The sequence below is a fragment of the Vibrio sp. RM-41-2B genome, from assembly GCF_024744415.1.
In the GTDB taxonomy this organism is placed as follows: Bacteria; Pseudomonadota; Gammaproteobacteria; order Enterobacterales; family Vibrionaceae; genus Vibrio; species Vibrio diabolicus.
Genome location: NZ_JAMQWD010000010.1, coordinates 1 through 14614, shown reverse-complemented (window position 1 = coordinate 14614; position 14614 = coordinate 1). Strand labels below are relative to the sequence as shown.

The 14614-nt window shown below is 45.7% G+C and carries 15 protein-coding genes and 1 pseudogene; 13 read left to right on the top strand and 3 right to left on the bottom strand.

All coding sequences use genetic code 11. The annotated features are described in order from the left end of the window. Positions 1 to 9: 9 nt before the first annotated feature. The 4 genes from NB463_RS08375 (at position 10) to NB463_RS08360 (ending at position 3802) form a co-directional block, all read left to right on the top strand. The gene (locus NB463_RS08375; protein WP_258431346.1) at positions 10 to 612 is read left to right on the top strand and encodes a response regulator transcription factor; all 603 of its coding nucleotides are present in this window, start codon (positions 10 to 12) and stop codon (positions 610 to 612) included. Positions 613 to 714: 102 nt separating this feature from the next. Further along, positions 715 to 1113 carry a hypothetical protein gene (locus NB463_RS08370; RefSeq protein ID WP_258431344.1) on the top strand — a complete coding sequence of 133 codons (399 nt, stop codon included), beginning with the start codon at positions 715 to 717 and terminating at the stop codon, positions 1111 to 1113. A gap of 65 nt (positions 1114 to 1178) precedes the next feature. Continuing rightward, entirely contained in the window at positions 1179 to 3290 is a 2112-nt protein-coding gene (locus NB463_RS08365) for a protein-disulfide reductase DsbD family protein (RefSeq protein WP_258431343.1), read from the top strand. Beyond that, positions 3287 to 3802: a protein disulfide oxidoreductase gene (locus NB463_RS08360; protein ID WP_258431342.1), complete on the top strand. Its 516-nt coding sequence runs from the start codon at positions 3287 to 3289 to the stop codon at positions 3800 to 3802. Before NB463_RS08365 ends, NB463_RS08360 begins: the two co-directional genes overlap by 4 nt. Before the next feature lie 48 nt (positions 3803 to 3850). On the opposite strand, the gene NB463_RS08355 is transcribed toward NB463_RS08360, so the two are convergent. Continuing rightward, on the bottom strand, positions 3851 to 4384 hold the full coding sequence (locus NB463_RS08355) for a hypothetical protein (protein ID WP_012841605.1): 534 nt from the start codon (positions 4382 to 4384) through the stop codon (positions 3851 to 3853). Positions 4385 to 4748: 364 nt separating this feature from the next. Between NB463_RS08355 and NB463_RS08350 the strand changes: the two are divergent. The 9 genes and pseudogenes from NB463_RS08350 to NB463_RS08310 all read left to right on the top strand — a co-directional run. Then, positions 4749 to 4961, top strand: a pseudogene (locus tag NB463_RS08350) (class I SAM-dependent DNA methyltransferase); the annotation flags it as partial. Positions 4962 to 4986: 25 nt separating this feature from the next. After that, positions 4987 to 5742, top strand: a complete 756-nt coding sequence (locus NB463_RS08345) for a class I SAM-dependent methyltransferase (protein ID WP_258432457.1) — start codon at positions 4987 to 4989, stop codon at positions 5740 to 5742. A 19-nt stretch (positions 5743 to 5761) separates the two neighbouring features. After that, complete coding sequence (locus NB463_RS08340) at positions 5762 to 6187, top strand: GNAT family N-acetyltransferase (protein ID WP_176320014.1); 426 nt, start codon at positions 5762 to 5764, stop codon at positions 6185 to 6187. 3 nt (positions 6188 to 6190) lie between these two features. After that, positions 6191 to 6751: a GNAT family N-acetyltransferase gene (locus NB463_RS08335; protein ID WP_258432456.1), complete on the top strand. Its 561-nt coding sequence runs from the start codon at positions 6191 to 6193 to the stop codon at positions 6749 to 6751. 227 nt (positions 6752 to 6978) lie between these two features. Next, positions 6979 to 8112, top strand: a complete 1134-nt coding sequence (locus NB463_RS08330; RefSeq protein WP_005376722.1) for an efflux RND transporter periplasmic adaptor subunit — start codon at positions 6979 to 6981, stop codon at positions 8110 to 8112. Further along, a complete protein-coding gene (locus NB463_RS08325; protein ID WP_258432455.1) occupies positions 8105 to 9376 on the top strand; it encodes a TolC family protein in 1272 nt (423 codons plus the stop codon). The genes NB463_RS08330 and NB463_RS08325 overlap by 8 nt, the downstream gene beginning before the upstream one ends. Further along, positions 9373 to 10587 (top strand): ABC transporter permease, encoded by a 1215-nt coding sequence (locus tag NB463_RS08320; protein ID WP_145473714.1) that lies wholly within the window; start codon positions 9373 to 9375, stop codon positions 10585 to 10587. The genes NB463_RS08325 and NB463_RS08320 overlap by 4 nt, the downstream gene beginning before the upstream one ends. Before the next feature lie 2 nt (positions 10588 to 10589). Next, the gene (locus tag NB463_RS08315; protein WP_258432454.1) at positions 10590 to 11873 is read left to right on the top strand and encodes an ABC transporter permease; all 1284 of its coding nucleotides are present in this window, start codon (positions 10590 to 10592) and stop codon (positions 11871 to 11873) included. A 22-nt stretch (positions 11874 to 11895) separates the two neighbouring features. Next, complete coding sequence (locus NB463_RS08310) at positions 11896 to 12600, top strand: ABC transporter ATP-binding protein (RefSeq protein WP_248381400.1); 705 nt, start codon at positions 11896 to 11898, stop codon at positions 12598 to 12600. 66 nt (positions 12601 to 12666) lie between these two features. Here NB463_RS08310 and NB463_RS08305 read toward each other — a convergent pair whose 3' ends face one another. Next, positions 12667 to 13350 carry a topoisomerase I gene (locus NB463_RS08305; protein ID WP_258432453.1) on the bottom strand — a complete coding sequence of 228 codons (684 nt, stop codon included), beginning with the start codon at positions 13348 to 13350 and terminating at the stop codon, positions 12667 to 12669. Positions 13351 to 13418: 68 nt separating this feature from the next. Next, complete coding sequence (locus tag NB463_RS08300; RefSeq protein WP_006742651.1) at positions 13419 to 14336, bottom strand: leukocidin family pore-forming toxin; 918 nt, start codon at positions 14334 to 14336, stop codon at positions 13419 to 13421. Between the last annotated feature and the right edge of the window lie 278 nt (positions 14337 to 14614).

Below are 14614 nucleotides of genomic sequence, written 5' to 3'. Positions count from 1 at the left end.
GAGCATTCAATGAGCAGCGGTGAAAAGCAGCTACCTGTTTTTGTAATCGACGATGATGAATCGGTGCGTGACTCGCTCGCTTTTATGTTGGAAGAACATGACTTCAACGTCACCACTTTTGCTGATGGGCAGTCTTTCCTCGATGAGGTGGACGTTCAGCAAGCGGGGTGTATCATTCTTGATAGTCGAATGCCAAATCTTCGTGGTCAGCAAGTCCATAAAATTTTAAATCAAGCCAACAGTCCCTTGGCAGTTATTTACCTGACCGGACATGGTGATGTCCCGATGGCGGTCGATGCATTACAAGCTGGCGCGGTCAATTTTTTCCAAAAGCCAGTCAAAGGAGATGAGTTGGCACAAGCCATTTTGCAGGGGCAAGTGCAGTCGGCTGCAAACCTTGATATGGCGGCGGCAAAATCGGCGTATGAATCGCTCACTCCCAGAGAAAAAGACATTTTACGTTTGATCATTGCAGGCAAGCGCAACATTCGAATTGCCGACGAACTTTGCATTGCAATGCGAACGGTTGAAGTACACCGAGCCAACCTATTGAAAAAGTTCTCAGCGAAAACCGTCGCAGAGTTGGCCTATATTTATGGCAAGCTAGATTAGAGCTTAGTGAGTGAAGCTTCTTAATGCTATTTTGTGGGTACAACTTGAGCTTTATGACGACTCGCGTATTATCTTCTTCGTTCCTACTTTATCTGAATTCTTATGAGTTTATTGACTAAACGACATCACACGCCACATAAACGGGTGAAATGGCTACTAGCGATTATTGGCTGGGTGGTTGTCGTGTGTCTGATTCAAAATTCAGGTTTTGCATCGTCATGCTCTATGAAGTACGAGACGGTATCGCCTGCTGTTTCACTTACTGATGAGGGTTCGAGCGTCAAGTCGATTGATGCTAACGAAACCAGCAAATGCGAATTGTCTGAAAAGTTAATTCAATTTTCTCAACATCAACTCGATGCATTTATTGTTGTTCTGTTTGTCGGTCTTTTAGCATCGGCTATTTGGATGTGCTGCACTTATATTCGCGCACAACATTGGACGGAGCCGATAGGTCGTAAGTATCGAGTCCATCTGACTTTCTGTGTATTCCAAGAATAAAAACGTGCTTTCTGACCAATAACGTCAGCGATTTAGCACATTTGTTTTTATTATTAGGAATTACTATGAATCAAATTACCAAACTGACTCAGTTCGCGTCTATGTTCTTTATGACGCTGGCTTTGAGTTTGTTCTCTCTGAATATTTCAGCACAAGCTACCGATACCGGTTGGATGACCAACCCGCAACATCCTCCAGTGCAAACGCGCTTTGTACTAACGGGTCAAAAAGATCCGCAAGCCAAAACACTTACAGGTTATTTGGATGTCAAGTTAACCGGAGACTGGAAAACTTACTGGCGATCGCCGGGCGAGGGTGGTGTCGCGCCATCGATAGATTGGCAAAACTCGCAAAACCTAACCAAGGTTGATTGGCAATGGCCATATCCGCAAAAGTTCGAGTTATTGGGCATTGAGACTCTCGGTTACAAAGGTGACACTTTGTTCCCAATGACGCTGCATATCGACGATATGTCGAAACCCGTCACGATTGATGCAGTGCTCACGCTTTCTTCCTGTACTACGATTTGTGTGCTGACGGACTACCAAATTCAATTGACGTTCTTACCTTCTGAGCTGAAAGTGGACGAAGAGGTGATGTTCAGTTACGCCCAAGCGGTGAGCAATGTTCCTCAACCTTCGCCTTTTGTTGAGGTCACGCAAACAAACTGGGATGCGACTCAATCCAAATTACAAATCAAACTAAAGAACACGCAAGGTTGGCAAAATCCTCAAGTGTTGGTGGATGGTGTTGGTGATGCGATTCGTGACTACAGCTTTAAGTTGGATGGACTTCAGCAAGAAGATGATATCGTCACAGCAAATTACTCGGTTGATACCTGGCTGGGTGAGGTAGAGCTTAATGAACAATCGTTATATGTTTCTATCAAAGATGATAACTTGCTGGTCGAAGAGGTAACACAAGCACAAGCAGGAGCGGTTACATCGTCACTGCCAACTACCTCTTTAGCGAGTATTTTCTTATTTGCACTGTTAGGCGGTTTGATTTTGAACATCATGCCGTGTGTGCTGCCTGTATTGGGGATGAAGCTCAGCAGTATTGTGGCTGCGCATGGTGTAGAGCGCCGTCAAATTCGTACCCAGTTTATCGCTTCTTCTCTGGGGATTCTCACTTCGTTCTGGCTGATAGCTGGATTCATTTTGGTGTTGAAGCTTACGGGTAACGCGATCGGTTGGGGCGTACAGTTCCAAAGCCCTTGGTTCCTAGGATTGATGGTACTAGTCACTGCTTTGTTCGGCGCCAATATGTTGGGGTTATTTGAAATCCGTCTGTCATCGGGTACCAATACATGGCTCGCATCGAAAGGTGATAACTCTCTAGTGGGTCACTACGTTCAAGGTATGTTCGCTACTTTGCTTGCGACACCTTGTTCCGCACCGTTTTTAGGCACTGCCGTTGCTTTTGCCTTGGGCGCGGACGTATTAACGTTATTTGCAACCTTTACAGCATTAGCATTGGGTATGGCACTGCCTTGGATCTTAGTCGCTGTGTTTCCAAGTATCGCGCTAAAACTACCAAAGCCCGGTCCATGGATGAATGTCGTTAAGATCGTGTTTGGCATAATGATGTTGGCAACCAGCGTTTGGCTACTTTCATTAATGGCAAATCATGTACCGATGTTATGGATTGCACTCATCGCTGTGGTTGCTTTTGTCGTCATGATGGCAAGAGTTAAGCGTGTGTATGGTGAGAAAGCACTTGCTGTATCAGGGACCGCATCGTTAGTGTTAATAGCTGGCGGCTTACTACTTGGCAGTGTCACTGCTGACCAATGGGCAACGCCACTCCCGGATGATCTAGCTTGGCAAAAGCTTTCTAATTCAGCGATTGAAGAGCACGTCAGTAATGGGCGAGTGGTGTTTGTGGATGTGACTGCGGATTGGTGTGTAACGTGTAAAGCGAACAAGATCGGAGTGATCTGGCAAGATCCTGTCTACTCATTGCTACAAAGCCCTAATGTGGCGAAGTTAAAAGGGGATTGGACACATCCGGACGGCTTGGTAACGGACTTTTTACGAGCTCATGGGCGTTACGGTGTGCCGTTTAACATCGTCTATGGCCCGGCGGCGCCACAAGGTATCCCGTTACCTGTGATTCTGACTGATGATGTTGTTTTAAGCGCGGTGAAACGAGCGAGTGGAGGATCCATTCAATGAGTTCGACAAAGCAGCGTAGAACATTCCGATATTGGCTCGTTCAAATCGTACAGATGGTGCTCATTGTCACCGTCATTTCCATCGTGATGGATTGGTATCGCACCAAAGATTTTCCTAAACAGGAGGCACCACCATTGAGCTCCGTATTGAGCGATGGTGAATATTTCGATGCAATCGCGCAAAGTCATGAACAACCTGTCGTTGTTTATTTTTGGGCGACTTGGTGTCCCGCGTGTAAATTTGTAAGCCCAAGCGTGAGCTGGCTGAGTGATGACTATGCCGTAGTTGGTGTTTCTGGCTCATCAGGGCCAAATGAGCGTGTGGCGCAGTTTATGCAGGCAAAAGAATATCGTTTTGAAAACATAAACGATCCTTCAAGCGATATTATGCGTGAATGGAAAATTAGCGTGACTCCAACCATTTATATTTTAAGAAATGGTGAAGTGACCTCTATTACGACAGGCATCACAACGCCGATAGGAATATTGGCGAGAATTTGGTTGGCTCGATAACGAAATAAAAATCCGATATTCAAAATACTGAATATCGGATTTTTCTTTTTATTTTCTCGCTCCAACGGGAATCATAATGTGTGCGTATGGAGTGCCTTTCCACATCACGTATGGGCCACCATAACTTGGATCGGTTGGTAGAGAGTCGAGCAACGCTTGGTCTGGGGTAATAATCATCAAGTGTGGTCCTTCCACAATCCATTGATTATCGTCCGTCATCCCTTCTGCAAATGGGTCGGTGTTACTGGCACCGCCATCACCCGCTAACATGTAAGAAATACCTAATGCTTTGGCTTGGAAAGGTTTTTTGTTCATCCAAGCGTCTGCCCATTCCATCCAAGGACCATCCATACACATTGGCGCTGTGCCTTCCAATTGAGGAGGCGTTGGGAAGCAAGTGTATTGGCTAGAACCTTCTTGCAGAACATTATTGTTCCAGTCCATCACTGTTACTTTATCGCGAATAGTCGGTGGTGCAGCACTCAGTGCATCTTCTAAAAGTGCTTTTGAATCATCGGCTGCGAATGCGCCAAAAGCGCAGCTGACCGAAACAACAGCAGTTAAATAAGGAGTTAGTTTCATAAATTAAACCTCAAGTTAATACAACATGAGAATTTGAGCACTTTAATTATAGAATGATATTAAAAATAAGAATCATTATTTAAATGGAAAATAATAAGCGATAGGTTTGTTATGTTAATTTAAATATTGTTTTTATATACAGCGAATAGAATGATGGAAATAAGATTCGCTGAATAATCGAAGCAGATTATCAGGACATATTTTTTCTTTATGCACTTAAAAATTCCATCTATTTCTACTGGTTATCGCTGAATAACCAGTCGGTTACGTTTCATAGAAAATTAGCTATTTAATAAGTGCCTAGGTGCGTATTGCGTGTTACATTCGAGCATCGTTCTGGTTATCAAGGACGGAATGATGGATGTTTCAATACCACGATCCGGATGGACAAGGTTTGCCCCGAAATACTTATAGTAGATCGGTGGAGCATACGGCATATACCGAAAGTGAAGTTGAACAACTCTGTAAGCAGGCGGGGTTGCAAGTGGTTTCCCTAGAAAATGTGATTGGTTATGTATCTGGTGTTGGTTATGTGTGTCGATACGTGATGCTAGAGCTGAAAAAGTCACACCGCTGAAATAAGTAACAAACAAGGACTGTTTTTGAAAACACAAGATTTAACCGAGTTCGGATCGGGCATTGAATACGATGCCCAATACGAGCAGCATTACCATCACGACATTGCTTTCATCAGAAGGTTAATCGAAGAAACCAATGCTCGAAGTGTACTGGATGTCTGTTGTGGTTCCGGCATTGTCACGATTCCAGTCTCTGAGCCACTCAACGAAGCCATTGGCATTGATATTTCTGAAGGGATGCTCAAACACGCAAAGGACAAAGCCAAAAGCAGGAGTAACTTGCGTTTTCTTCATCTCGACGCAACGCAGTTTTCGTTAGGTAAGAAGTTTGACCTAGCCATAATGACAGGGAATGCATTTCAGGCCTTTTTAAGTGACGACATGCTGGCAGGCGCACTGAGCTCAATATCAAAGCACCTAGAAAAAGGTGGGCGATTTGTCTTCGATACGCGGTTACCAACGCCAGAGAATCTAGAATTGGATAATGAGATGGCACTGTGGCAAACCTATGTTTCTCCAACTTATGGTGAAGTGAATTATTTAGGTATGAAGGCCGAGTATGACTCGCAAACATCCATCATGTATTTGAAGAAAGAGCGCCATTTTGAAGGTGGAGCGATTGAGTATTCCAACATTGATTTAAAATATCGTCCGCTGGAAGACATAGAGGTTTTCCTTGAACAAGCGGGATTCAGAATCATAGAGAAGTACCAGTCTTGGTCAGCGCAAGCATTTGAGGTGAATGCCAAATCGCTTGTCTGTGTGGCTGAGAAAATATAAATCAATGTTGAGGGATACAATGCAAGGGTTTCGAATTACCACGTCGTTAGATGACATGGATTTAGACGTTATCTACCAGTTCATTTCAAACAGTTATTGGGGAAAGGGTATTCCAAGAGAACGCTTTGAGAAGTCATTGCGAAATTCGTTCTGTTTCGCGGTTTTGGATGACGAAAATCAACTCGTTGCTTTTGCTCGGTTAATTACCGATCGTACCACGTTTGCGTACCTTGCCGATGTGTTTGTTGTGGAGGCACATCGTGGTAAAGGCATCAGTAAGTGGTTGATCTCAGAAATTGTTGCTCATCCAGAACTACAAGGCTTGCGCCGTATGATGCTCGCAACTCGTGATGCTCATGGGTTGTACGAACAGTTTGGGTTCACTCCTATTGCTCCAGTAGAAAACTTCATGCAAATCTGGAAACCGAATGTTTATCAGAGCTAAATCATGATGAGAGTTGAATCTCAACAAGTGGCAATCAGATACCTCAAAACAACAGACGCTGATCCTCTGTTTGAAAACTATTTAGGCGATGAACAAGCATGCCACTTCCTCAATCGCCAAGCCCACCAAAATGCTAACCAAACCCTTGAAGCTATCAAAAGATGGCGCGCTCAATATGATCAAAAGTCCCCCAATCTATTAGTCTTCGCTATTGAAGAACTCACTTCTCAAACTCCTATAGGCTGTCTGGTGCTGATACCTGAGCAAGACAGCACTGAAATCCATTTTGGTATTTCTGCTCGCTATCAGGGAAAAGGCTATGCAACCCAAGCCTGCAAACTTGGCGTTGTTTACCTGCAAAGCTTGGGTATAACGCGCATTCGCACTGCCCCGCATATTGGCAACCACGCGAGTATTCGTGTGTTGGAGAAATGTGGCTTTATCAGCCAAGGCATTTTAACAGCGCATGCGGTTTTTCCTGCTTTAGGACGTGAGGCGCAAGACTGTATGGATATGCGATTGGAGGATACAGAACTGCGCCATTTTGCACATTGTTCAGAATGAAATGGGTGGCGGTTGAAACGAGCGGTTACAGAGCATGTTAGTCGCCATCGTAGACAGCGTCTTTGCTGAATGATTCGTCGAGATTTTTTGGTCTTTGATTGTCAGAGACGACTGACAAAACCATACCAACTGTGACAACCAAACCGCTATTAAAGCAGGATATTATTCCTTCAACTTTGTGTTTTAGGAGTAGTCATTAGACTACCCAATAATTGTTGGAATAAATAATGACGAAACGTTGGCTTGTCTCCGCTGTGAGCATTGCGCTGCTCGGCGGTGGTACGTATTTCTATCTCCAATCTGCCGCTCAACCAGAATTGCTGCCTACATTGATTGTGGAAAAAGGCACGATTGAAAAACAAGCGGTGGCTGTTGGTAAAATTGTCCCTGCACACTCCGTGTCTATCAAGTCACAAATCGACGGTATCGTCGGTGAAATTTACGCGAAAGTTGGTGAAAAGGTGAAGCAAGGCCAGCCGCTGATCAAAGTGCGTCCAAACCCAACCCCCCAAGCATTAACGGATGCATCGGCAGAACTCATGCGTAGTGAAGCCGATCTGGAATCCGCCAAACAAAAACTGTCCAACTTAGAAAGCTTGGTCAAGCAGGACATTATTCCAAGTAACTACGACGAATACGTAAGTGCGCGCTCGGCAGTCAAATCTGCGCAAGCGGACGTATTGCAAAAGCGCCAGAATCTCGAACTCATCCGCAGTGGTGAGGCGTCTATCGGTGATGCGCGTTTAACGTCGACGATCTACGCGCCAATTGATGGCACGGTACTCAACCAGAAAGTTGAGGTCGGAGAGCCGATCATCTCGACTCAATCAAGCCAAGCCGCGACTGAAATGATGTCATTGGCCGACATGAACAGTCTGATTTTTAAAGGTAGCGTCAGTGAGCATGATGCTGCGCAGTTGTCTCCGGGAATGCCCGTTATGTTGACGGTTGCGCCTTATCCTGATGTGGCGATTTCTGGTGTGCTAACCAAAGTGGCGATTCAATCTGAGAACCTTAACTCACCAGAAGGCAACGCTTCGGCAAAAAGTTTTGATAACGGTTTTGAGGTTGAAGTGGGAGAACTCAAGATCCCACAAGATGTGTTGCTTCGTTCTGGGTTTTCGTCGACGGCTCAAATCATTCTTAAGAAGTCTGAAAACGTACTCACTCTACCGGAGCGCGCTCTGCAATTTGATGGTGACGCACCGAATGTTCTGATCCCCGATAGCTCAGAACAAGGGTTTCATAAACAACCGGTGAAACTCGGTCTGTCAGATGGCATCAATGTTGAAGTGCTTGACGGCGTGGAGCTTGATGAAGAGGTTATCGACAACAGCATGATGGGAGCGGCGCATGGTTAAGCTGCAACGATCAAAAATCGCCTTTGCATTGTTGGCTTCCACGCTCAGTTTGCCGACCTACGCAATTTCTATTGAACAAGCTTGGCAACAAGCAAAGCAGAACGATCCAAATTACGAAAAAGCGAAAATCGGCGTCCAGCTTGGCGAGGTTGGCGTACAGAGTAGCCGCAGTGCGTTATTACCGGGTTTAAGTGCCAGTGCGTCAGCGGATTGGAATGAGTCCTCAAGCCATTCCAACAGTTACGGCGCTACCTTATCTCAAACTATTTGGGATAGCAGTTTGTGGTCGGAACTGGATCAAGCGAATGCCAATTATCTCAAAGCACAGTTAGAGCTATCTCAATCACATAACGAGCTTGCGCAGAAGTTGCTCACCGCTTACCTAGATGTGGCAAGCGCACAGGGCGACCTCAAATTGGCGCAGTCCAAGCTGGAGGAGGGGAAGGAACTTCTCAACATCATCGAGAAACGCTATCGAGCAGGCAAAGTGAAGTCGGTTGATGTTGAAGAGATGCGAGCGAATCAAGTCTCTGAGCAAGCAAGTATCCTCAATGCAAAAGCCGATCTCGAAGTGAAAAAAGCAGAGCTTGCGGCGTTAATCAATCAAATGCCGGAGAGTGTCGACCAAATTCGAACGGATTCTTTGATTCAGCCGCCGATGTTGGTGGACTCCCAGGAGCAATGGCTAAAGCTGGCGAAAGACAGCAGTCCAGAGCTGTTGGTGGCGGCGCAGATGGTGAAAGCGAGCGAGTTCGCGAAAGATTCAGCTAAAGGTGGATACTACCCGACCGTCAAAGGCAGTGTGGGCTACAGCGATGGTGACAATCGTTCAAACGGCGAGTTTAACGCTGGGATTAGTTTGAGTTTGCCGATTGACCTCAATGGTGCAGTGCGAGCGAAAGTGGACGAAGCATCGTTGAACATTTTAAGCGCCAAGCAAGATATGCGTAGAGTGGAAATTGATATTCAGAAACGAGTTGTTCAGCAGTTTACGCAGGTCGATATCAACTGGAATCAAGTTTTGATAGCGAACGAGCTGGTTGAGTCGCGCGCCAGAGTGTTGCAAAGCAAAGAGAAACTTTACGACGCTGGCCTGCTTGAAGTGTCGGAAGTTATCAGCGCACACAACAGCTTGTTTGAGGCGAAAAACAGTCTGCAAACCAACTTGTACAGCTACTGGCGTAAGAGAATCGGCTTACTGCAAACCGCAGGGAAACTCGATGACAATACCATGGCGTTGATCTCTCGGGCTTTTCATTCATGAGCAGCCTATTGCAGCAAACTTGGCAAACGTTGATGGCGCACCGCATGAAGAGCGTGCTAGCCATTATCGCGATTGCTTGGGGCGTGATCTCTGTGGTGGTGTTAATCGCACTTGGCGAAGGCTTTTATCGCCATCAGACCCAGTCGTTTTCATTTATGATCAACAATGTGCAAGTCGTGTTTCCATCGAGCACCAGTAAACCGTGGCAAGGGTTACCTTCAAGGCGACAAATTGATATTCCACAAGAAAAAGTCGACATGATCAAACAGTCGGGCTTCGTGCAACAGGCGTCAAGCGTTTACGCCAAATGGGATGCGAATATCACCAATCTCAAAGGACAGAATTTATCGAGTACGGTCAGCGGTATTGATACGTCTTACTTTCCCTTAATGCAACGCAAGCTGCAATCCAGTTCGAGAAACCTGTCACCAAGTGATATGGACAACCACACTCGCGTGACAGTGTTAGGCGATCAAATTGCGCAAATGGGCGGAATCCAAATCGGGGATAGGCTCAAAGTCAACGGCATTCCGTTTTTGGTGATTGGGATAACCGTTGGTGAGGACACTGGCATTTCATTCGGCGATAGCCGCACTGTTTTCATTCCTCAAACAACGTACCGCGATTTGTGGGATGCGAAACCTTGGATGATATTGATGAAGCCGAGAGACGGGATGGATGCACCGTCGTTTCGACAAAATATCGTGAACTTTTTCGCCAAGCAGCTTCATTTTGACCCAAGTGATAAAGACGCGGTCGAATTACCCGATTTTAGTGAAGGTGCGGCGGTCATCAGTGGAATTTTGCGTGGCATTCAGATTTTTCTCGGAGCGAGCGGCGCGATGACCATGGCGGTCGGTGCGCTTGGCGTTGCCAACATCATGTTTTTATCCGTCACGGAGCGCACGCGTGAAATCGGTGTGCGTTTGGCGATCGGGGCGACTCAAAAATCCATACTCAGTCAGTTTATTCTTGAAGGGCTTATTTTGGTAGCCGTGGGCACGGCATTAGGTCTGATGTTTTCGTATGCAGTGGTATCTGTCTTAAGCAGCATGGCATTACCGGAATGGATTGGTTTACCTGTGATCACGCCAGATTCCATTGCTTGGTCTTTGCTTGTGACGCTTATCTTGGCATTGATGGCGTCGTATTTCCCAGCAAGGCGAGCATCGCGTCTCACGCCAGTCATTGCTTTGAGTGCGAGGGCTTAGTCATGTTGTTACCGATGAGACAAATTTTCCAAGAAATGGCCGCAGAAAAGCTGAGATTGGGTTTGACCATTCTGGCTGTAGCGTGGGCGACCCTCTGTATCGCTGCTATGTTGGCGGTAGGTGAGGGTATTCGTCAGGGCGTATTGAAAACCGCACAAAATGGTAACGGCAACTTGATCTATTTGACCGGAGGGATGGCCACCGTCGACCATGGTGCTTTTCACCAAGGTAAATTTCTGACATTAAAAATGGACGATTCAGAGATCGTTCGAGCGTTACCCGATGTAAAAAGTGTTGCGCCAACTGCGAAGTGGAAAGAGCGCATCACCGTTGGTGATAGAAACTCGTGGCAAGAGCCGTTAGCGGTCACGAGCGAGTTTCAATCCATGACCAATTTGGTGCCTATGGCGGGGGGGCGATGGTTAAATCCACTCGATCAAAAAGAGACGCGCAAAGTCGTTGTACTGGGTTATGAACTGGCAGCCGACTTATTCAACCCGAATGAGGACTTTAGTTGGTTTGCGACAGTCACATTGCAAGTCAACCCTGTGGGGAAAAAGGTAAAAATCGGCAATGAGGAGTTCACCGTTGTGGGCGTATTGGAGAAAAACAGCGCTCAAATAGAGCTGGGGGACCTTATCAACTATTCCAGTTTTGTGCCGTTAGCGACGTGGAAGCGATTTCATGTCAACGGTGAAATTGGTGGCATCAATGTGCAACCACAAGCCGATGTAGACCGAGAAGCCTTAGCAAAGACGATAAGGCAAGTGATTGCCCGTAAGCACGGGGCAAGTGTCAGCGATGAGCAGATCGTCCAAGTCGATGATATGTTCCTTAAGCAAAAGAGTATGCAGCAGTTTCTGATAGGTTTGCAGAGTTTTCTTGGCATTATCGGCTTCGTGACGTTAGCTGTTGCTGGCGTTGGCATCGCCAATGTGATGTATGCCACCGTAAAGCGATCTACGCGTGATATCGGCGTGCGCATGGCAGTCGGTGCAACTCCAACGGCCATTCGCATGCACTATTTAGTGCAGTCTTTATTGACAATGATGATGGGGGGCGCGCTTGGCTTAGGCGTGACGTACGCGCTGGTGTCTGCCATCAGTTCCATTCCTTTAGAGGGTAATGCCTTTTATGAACAACTGGGTAAACCTGTCCCTGAGTTGTCGTGGGTCGTTGTCGCGATTGTCATCCTCACCTTAGTGATCATAGGTGTGGCATCTGCATGGTTACCTGCAAACCGAGCCGCAAAAGTCAGCCCGTTGGAGGCGCTACAAAGTGAATAACAATAATAACTCTGGAGAGAACATGTCGAACAAGCCGCTTGTTGAGCTGACCAACATCTGTAAATACTACTCAAGCGGGGAGGCGGAAGTTCGCGCGCTAGACGGCGTTGACTTAACCATTAATCAAGGCGAGTTTCTTTCGATTCTTGGCCCGTCCGGTTCGGGTAAGTCAACGTTGATGAACATGCTCGGCTGTTTAGATAAGCCCACCGATGGCGAGTACCAACTTGGCGGTCAAAACGTCGCAAGTTTAAGTGCGAATGACCTGGCTGGCATCCGTAACCAGAGGATCGGATTTGTCTTCCAAAGCTTTAACTTATTGGAATACGCGACGGCGCTCGATAACGTGGCACTGCCGTTGGTTTACTCTGGCATCAAAGCCAAAGAACGTCGACAGCGCGCTGCTAAATTGCTAGAGCAAGTCGGGCTAGGGGATCGTTTAGACCATAAACCAAACCAGCTTTCTGGTGGTCAAAAGCAGAGAGTTGCGATTGCAAGAGCCTTGGTCAACGATCCGCAAATCATCTTAGCGGATGAGCCAACGGGTGCATTGGATTCAAAATCCGGCGCAGAGATTGAAGCCTTGTTTAATCAACTTCACGCTGAAGGCAGAACCTTGATCATCGTGACGCACGATAATGCCCTAGCAGAGCGCACCAAACGCATCATCACCATCAAAGATGGCAAGGTGATTTCGGATAGGGTGCCGGTAGGTCGGGAGAAATGAGCTTTTCTTAATTGAGAACTGAGTTTTAAGGGAAATAGCGATACAGAGGCTATCTCCCTTTACTTTTTATTCGCGATGTTCGCTTTGTCTCTCTTTTATCAAGTCATGCTTTTGTTCTTTAAGTAGAGTGATTGCGAGCTTAGTGTCCTCAATCAATTTACTGTTATCGTTGAGATCTTTGCTCTTCAAAGGCAAAACCAGATAATGAATGCTGCCATCCTCATTCTGTACTCCGGTAGCAATGATGACATCACCTTCAGACGCCGTACCAAAATACTCTGAAACCACTTTGGTTTCGCTGACACCGTAGCTCTCCAAATAGGATGATTCCGTGTTGTCAAACAAGATAGGAACCCCTTGCTTAGCTAATGTTCGCAATTGTTCTTGCTTTTGCTCGTCGAATGGATAGTCGGTTGTACTGATATAACTTACCTGTTCAGCTTCAATAAAATCGTACAGTTCATTGCTCAATTCATTTAATGGGGCAGATATCCAAGGTGTAGCTGGAATGACGTCGGAAGTAGCGTCATTGTCATTCTGTGGTGTTGGAACGGTAACTACCTCTTGAGCAGCATCGCTCTCAGGAGGCGTTACACTTTTTGTCTCAGTTTTCTCTGTCTTGATTTGCTCGTCAAAGCTTGCAACAGAATCGCTCTGGGAATTCTTGTTATTTGAATTAATTAGAAATATGGCGAGTACTGCACCAAGTGCTAGCGCCGATCCAGTCAAGAGTTTTTTATTACTTGTCATGTCTTACCGTTTATTTCATTAGTAAATACGGCGGCCACTTATTCATTCCGTGGCCGCAGGCTAATAATTTAGTGGTAGAGCGCGTCATTCCAAGAGATAGTTACGGCTCGGCTAGTCTCTGTCCATTGACTGCTATCACGATTTTTCTTCCAGGTATTTTCTGGGGTGGTATACCAGCTACACCAGTCACGACCAAAGTAGTAATTGGTTTTTCGCCAACCTGCAACCAGCTTGACTTCTGACGTATCTAGGCCATCTTGAATATCATTTTTTCGATATACAACACCGACTTGCGGTTTAAAGTCAGAGCGCATCACGACAGGTAATTCGCTATAGTCAATTAGGTTGCCCATGTCACAGCTGGTCCAACGGTACAATAACCAGTCTTTAGGTGGAGTATTGTGGCGGATAGTCTGGTTTTCGATAAGCCAATTAATGCTCTCATTGGTCTGATCAAAATCAGCCACCGTCTGAAATTCTGGTTGATCGTAAGTTACGCGGTTACTCCAGGAGATACCACCGCTAATATTTGGAGAATCAGAAGCACTGAAGCCAAGATTAAAGTCCAAAGACTCACTGACGGATGCTGTTGCAATAGTGTTTTCTGGAGCATGGCTCATATGACGTAAAGGGGCACCATTTAAATAACTCAGTGCCAGTTTAAAGGCTGTTGGGATTGTGTAACGGTAGTCTCCACCGGTGGCAAAACCATAGATCTGCTCTTTATTCGGTACATTAGTCATGTCGAAACCAGAGCCTCCGTTTAGAAGCAACTTGGCTTCCTTAGCTCCATTCGGCAGCAAAGATTGATTCCAGACATTTTCTAAGGAGTAAATTAAGCGGATTTTCTTCGAGCGTGCATCGCTATCATCGAGCTGTAGCAAGGTCGAAGTGTAAGCTTTTAATGTATCTTCAGCATGTGCTGGAGTTAGAGAACCAAGTAATGCGAGCGCGATAATACTCGCGGAAAGATGCTGTTTTTCCATTGTTGTTTCCTATTAGTCAGCCCATAAAGGTTATTATTGGGTTTTAACAATAACTCTATGGGTGTTTTATACTTATGGACTGGTTATTAATTATCGCTCAATAATTGAGCGGTGAAATATTGCATCTTGTTTTTTAATAAAAAAAGGAAAAGTATAGATTCGTGGGATTAATGTCTCATAGTTTTTAAATTCATTACTCAACTATAATAAATAAGAATGTAGTTATTAAGTCTTACCTTTTTAAGTTATTACTTAATTTTTATTTTCTAATGTTATGT

Excerpts from the sequence above, each read along its gene's own strand:
- NB463_RS08315 (WP_258432454.1), top strand. The coding sequence starts at position 10,590 with ATGTTGTTACCGATGAGACAAATTTTCCAAGAAATGGCCGCAGAAAAG.
- NB463_RS08375 (WP_258431346.1), top strand. The coding sequence starts at position 10 with ATGAGCAGCGGTGAAAAGCAGCTACCTGTTTTTGTAATCGACGATGAT.
- NB463_RS08365 (WP_258431343.1), top strand. The coding sequence starts at position 1,179 with ATGAATCAAATTACCAAACTGACTCAGTTCGCGTCTATGTTCTTTATG.
- NB463_RS08300 (WP_006742651.1), bottom strand. The coding sequence starts at position 14,336 with ATGGAAAAACAGCATCTTTCCGCGAGTATTATCGCGCTCGCATTACTT.
- NB463_RS08370 (WP_258431344.1), top strand. The coding sequence starts at position 715 with ATGAGTTTATTGACTAAACGACATCACACGCCACATAAACGGGTGAAA.
- NB463_RS08335 (WP_258432456.1), top strand. The coding sequence starts at position 6,191 with ATGATGAGAGTTGAATCTCAACAAGTGGCAATCAGATACCTCAAAACA.
- NB463_RS08355 (WP_012841605.1), bottom strand. The coding sequence starts at position 4,384 with ATGAAACTAACTCCTTATTTAACTGCTGTTGTTTCGGTCAGCTGCGCT.
- NB463_RS08330 (WP_005376722.1), top strand. The coding sequence starts at position 6,979 with ATGACGAAACGTTGGCTTGTCTCCGCTGTGAGCATTGCGCTGCTCGGC.
- NB463_RS08305 (WP_258432453.1), bottom strand. The coding sequence starts at position 13,350 with ATGACAAGTAATAAAAAACTCTTGACTGGATCGGCGCTAGCACTTGGT.
- NB463_RS08310 (WP_248381400.1), top strand. The coding sequence starts at position 11,896 with ATGTCGAACAAGCCGCTTGTTGAGCTGACCAACATCTGTAAATACTAC.
- NB463_RS08320 (WP_145473714.1), top strand. The coding sequence starts at position 9,373 with ATGAGCAGCCTATTGCAGCAAACTTGGCAAACGTTGATGGCGCACCGC.
- NB463_RS08360 (WP_258431342.1), top strand. The coding sequence starts at position 3,287 with ATGAGTTCGACAAAGCAGCGTAGAACATTCCGATATTGGCTCGTTCAA.
- NB463_RS08325 (WP_258432455.1), top strand. The coding sequence starts at position 8,105 with ATGGTTAAGCTGCAACGATCAAAAATCGCCTTTGCATTGTTGGCTTCC.
- NB463_RS08340 (WP_176320014.1), top strand. The coding sequence starts at position 5,762 with ATGCAAGGGTTTCGAATTACCACGTCGTTAGATGACATGGATTTAGAC.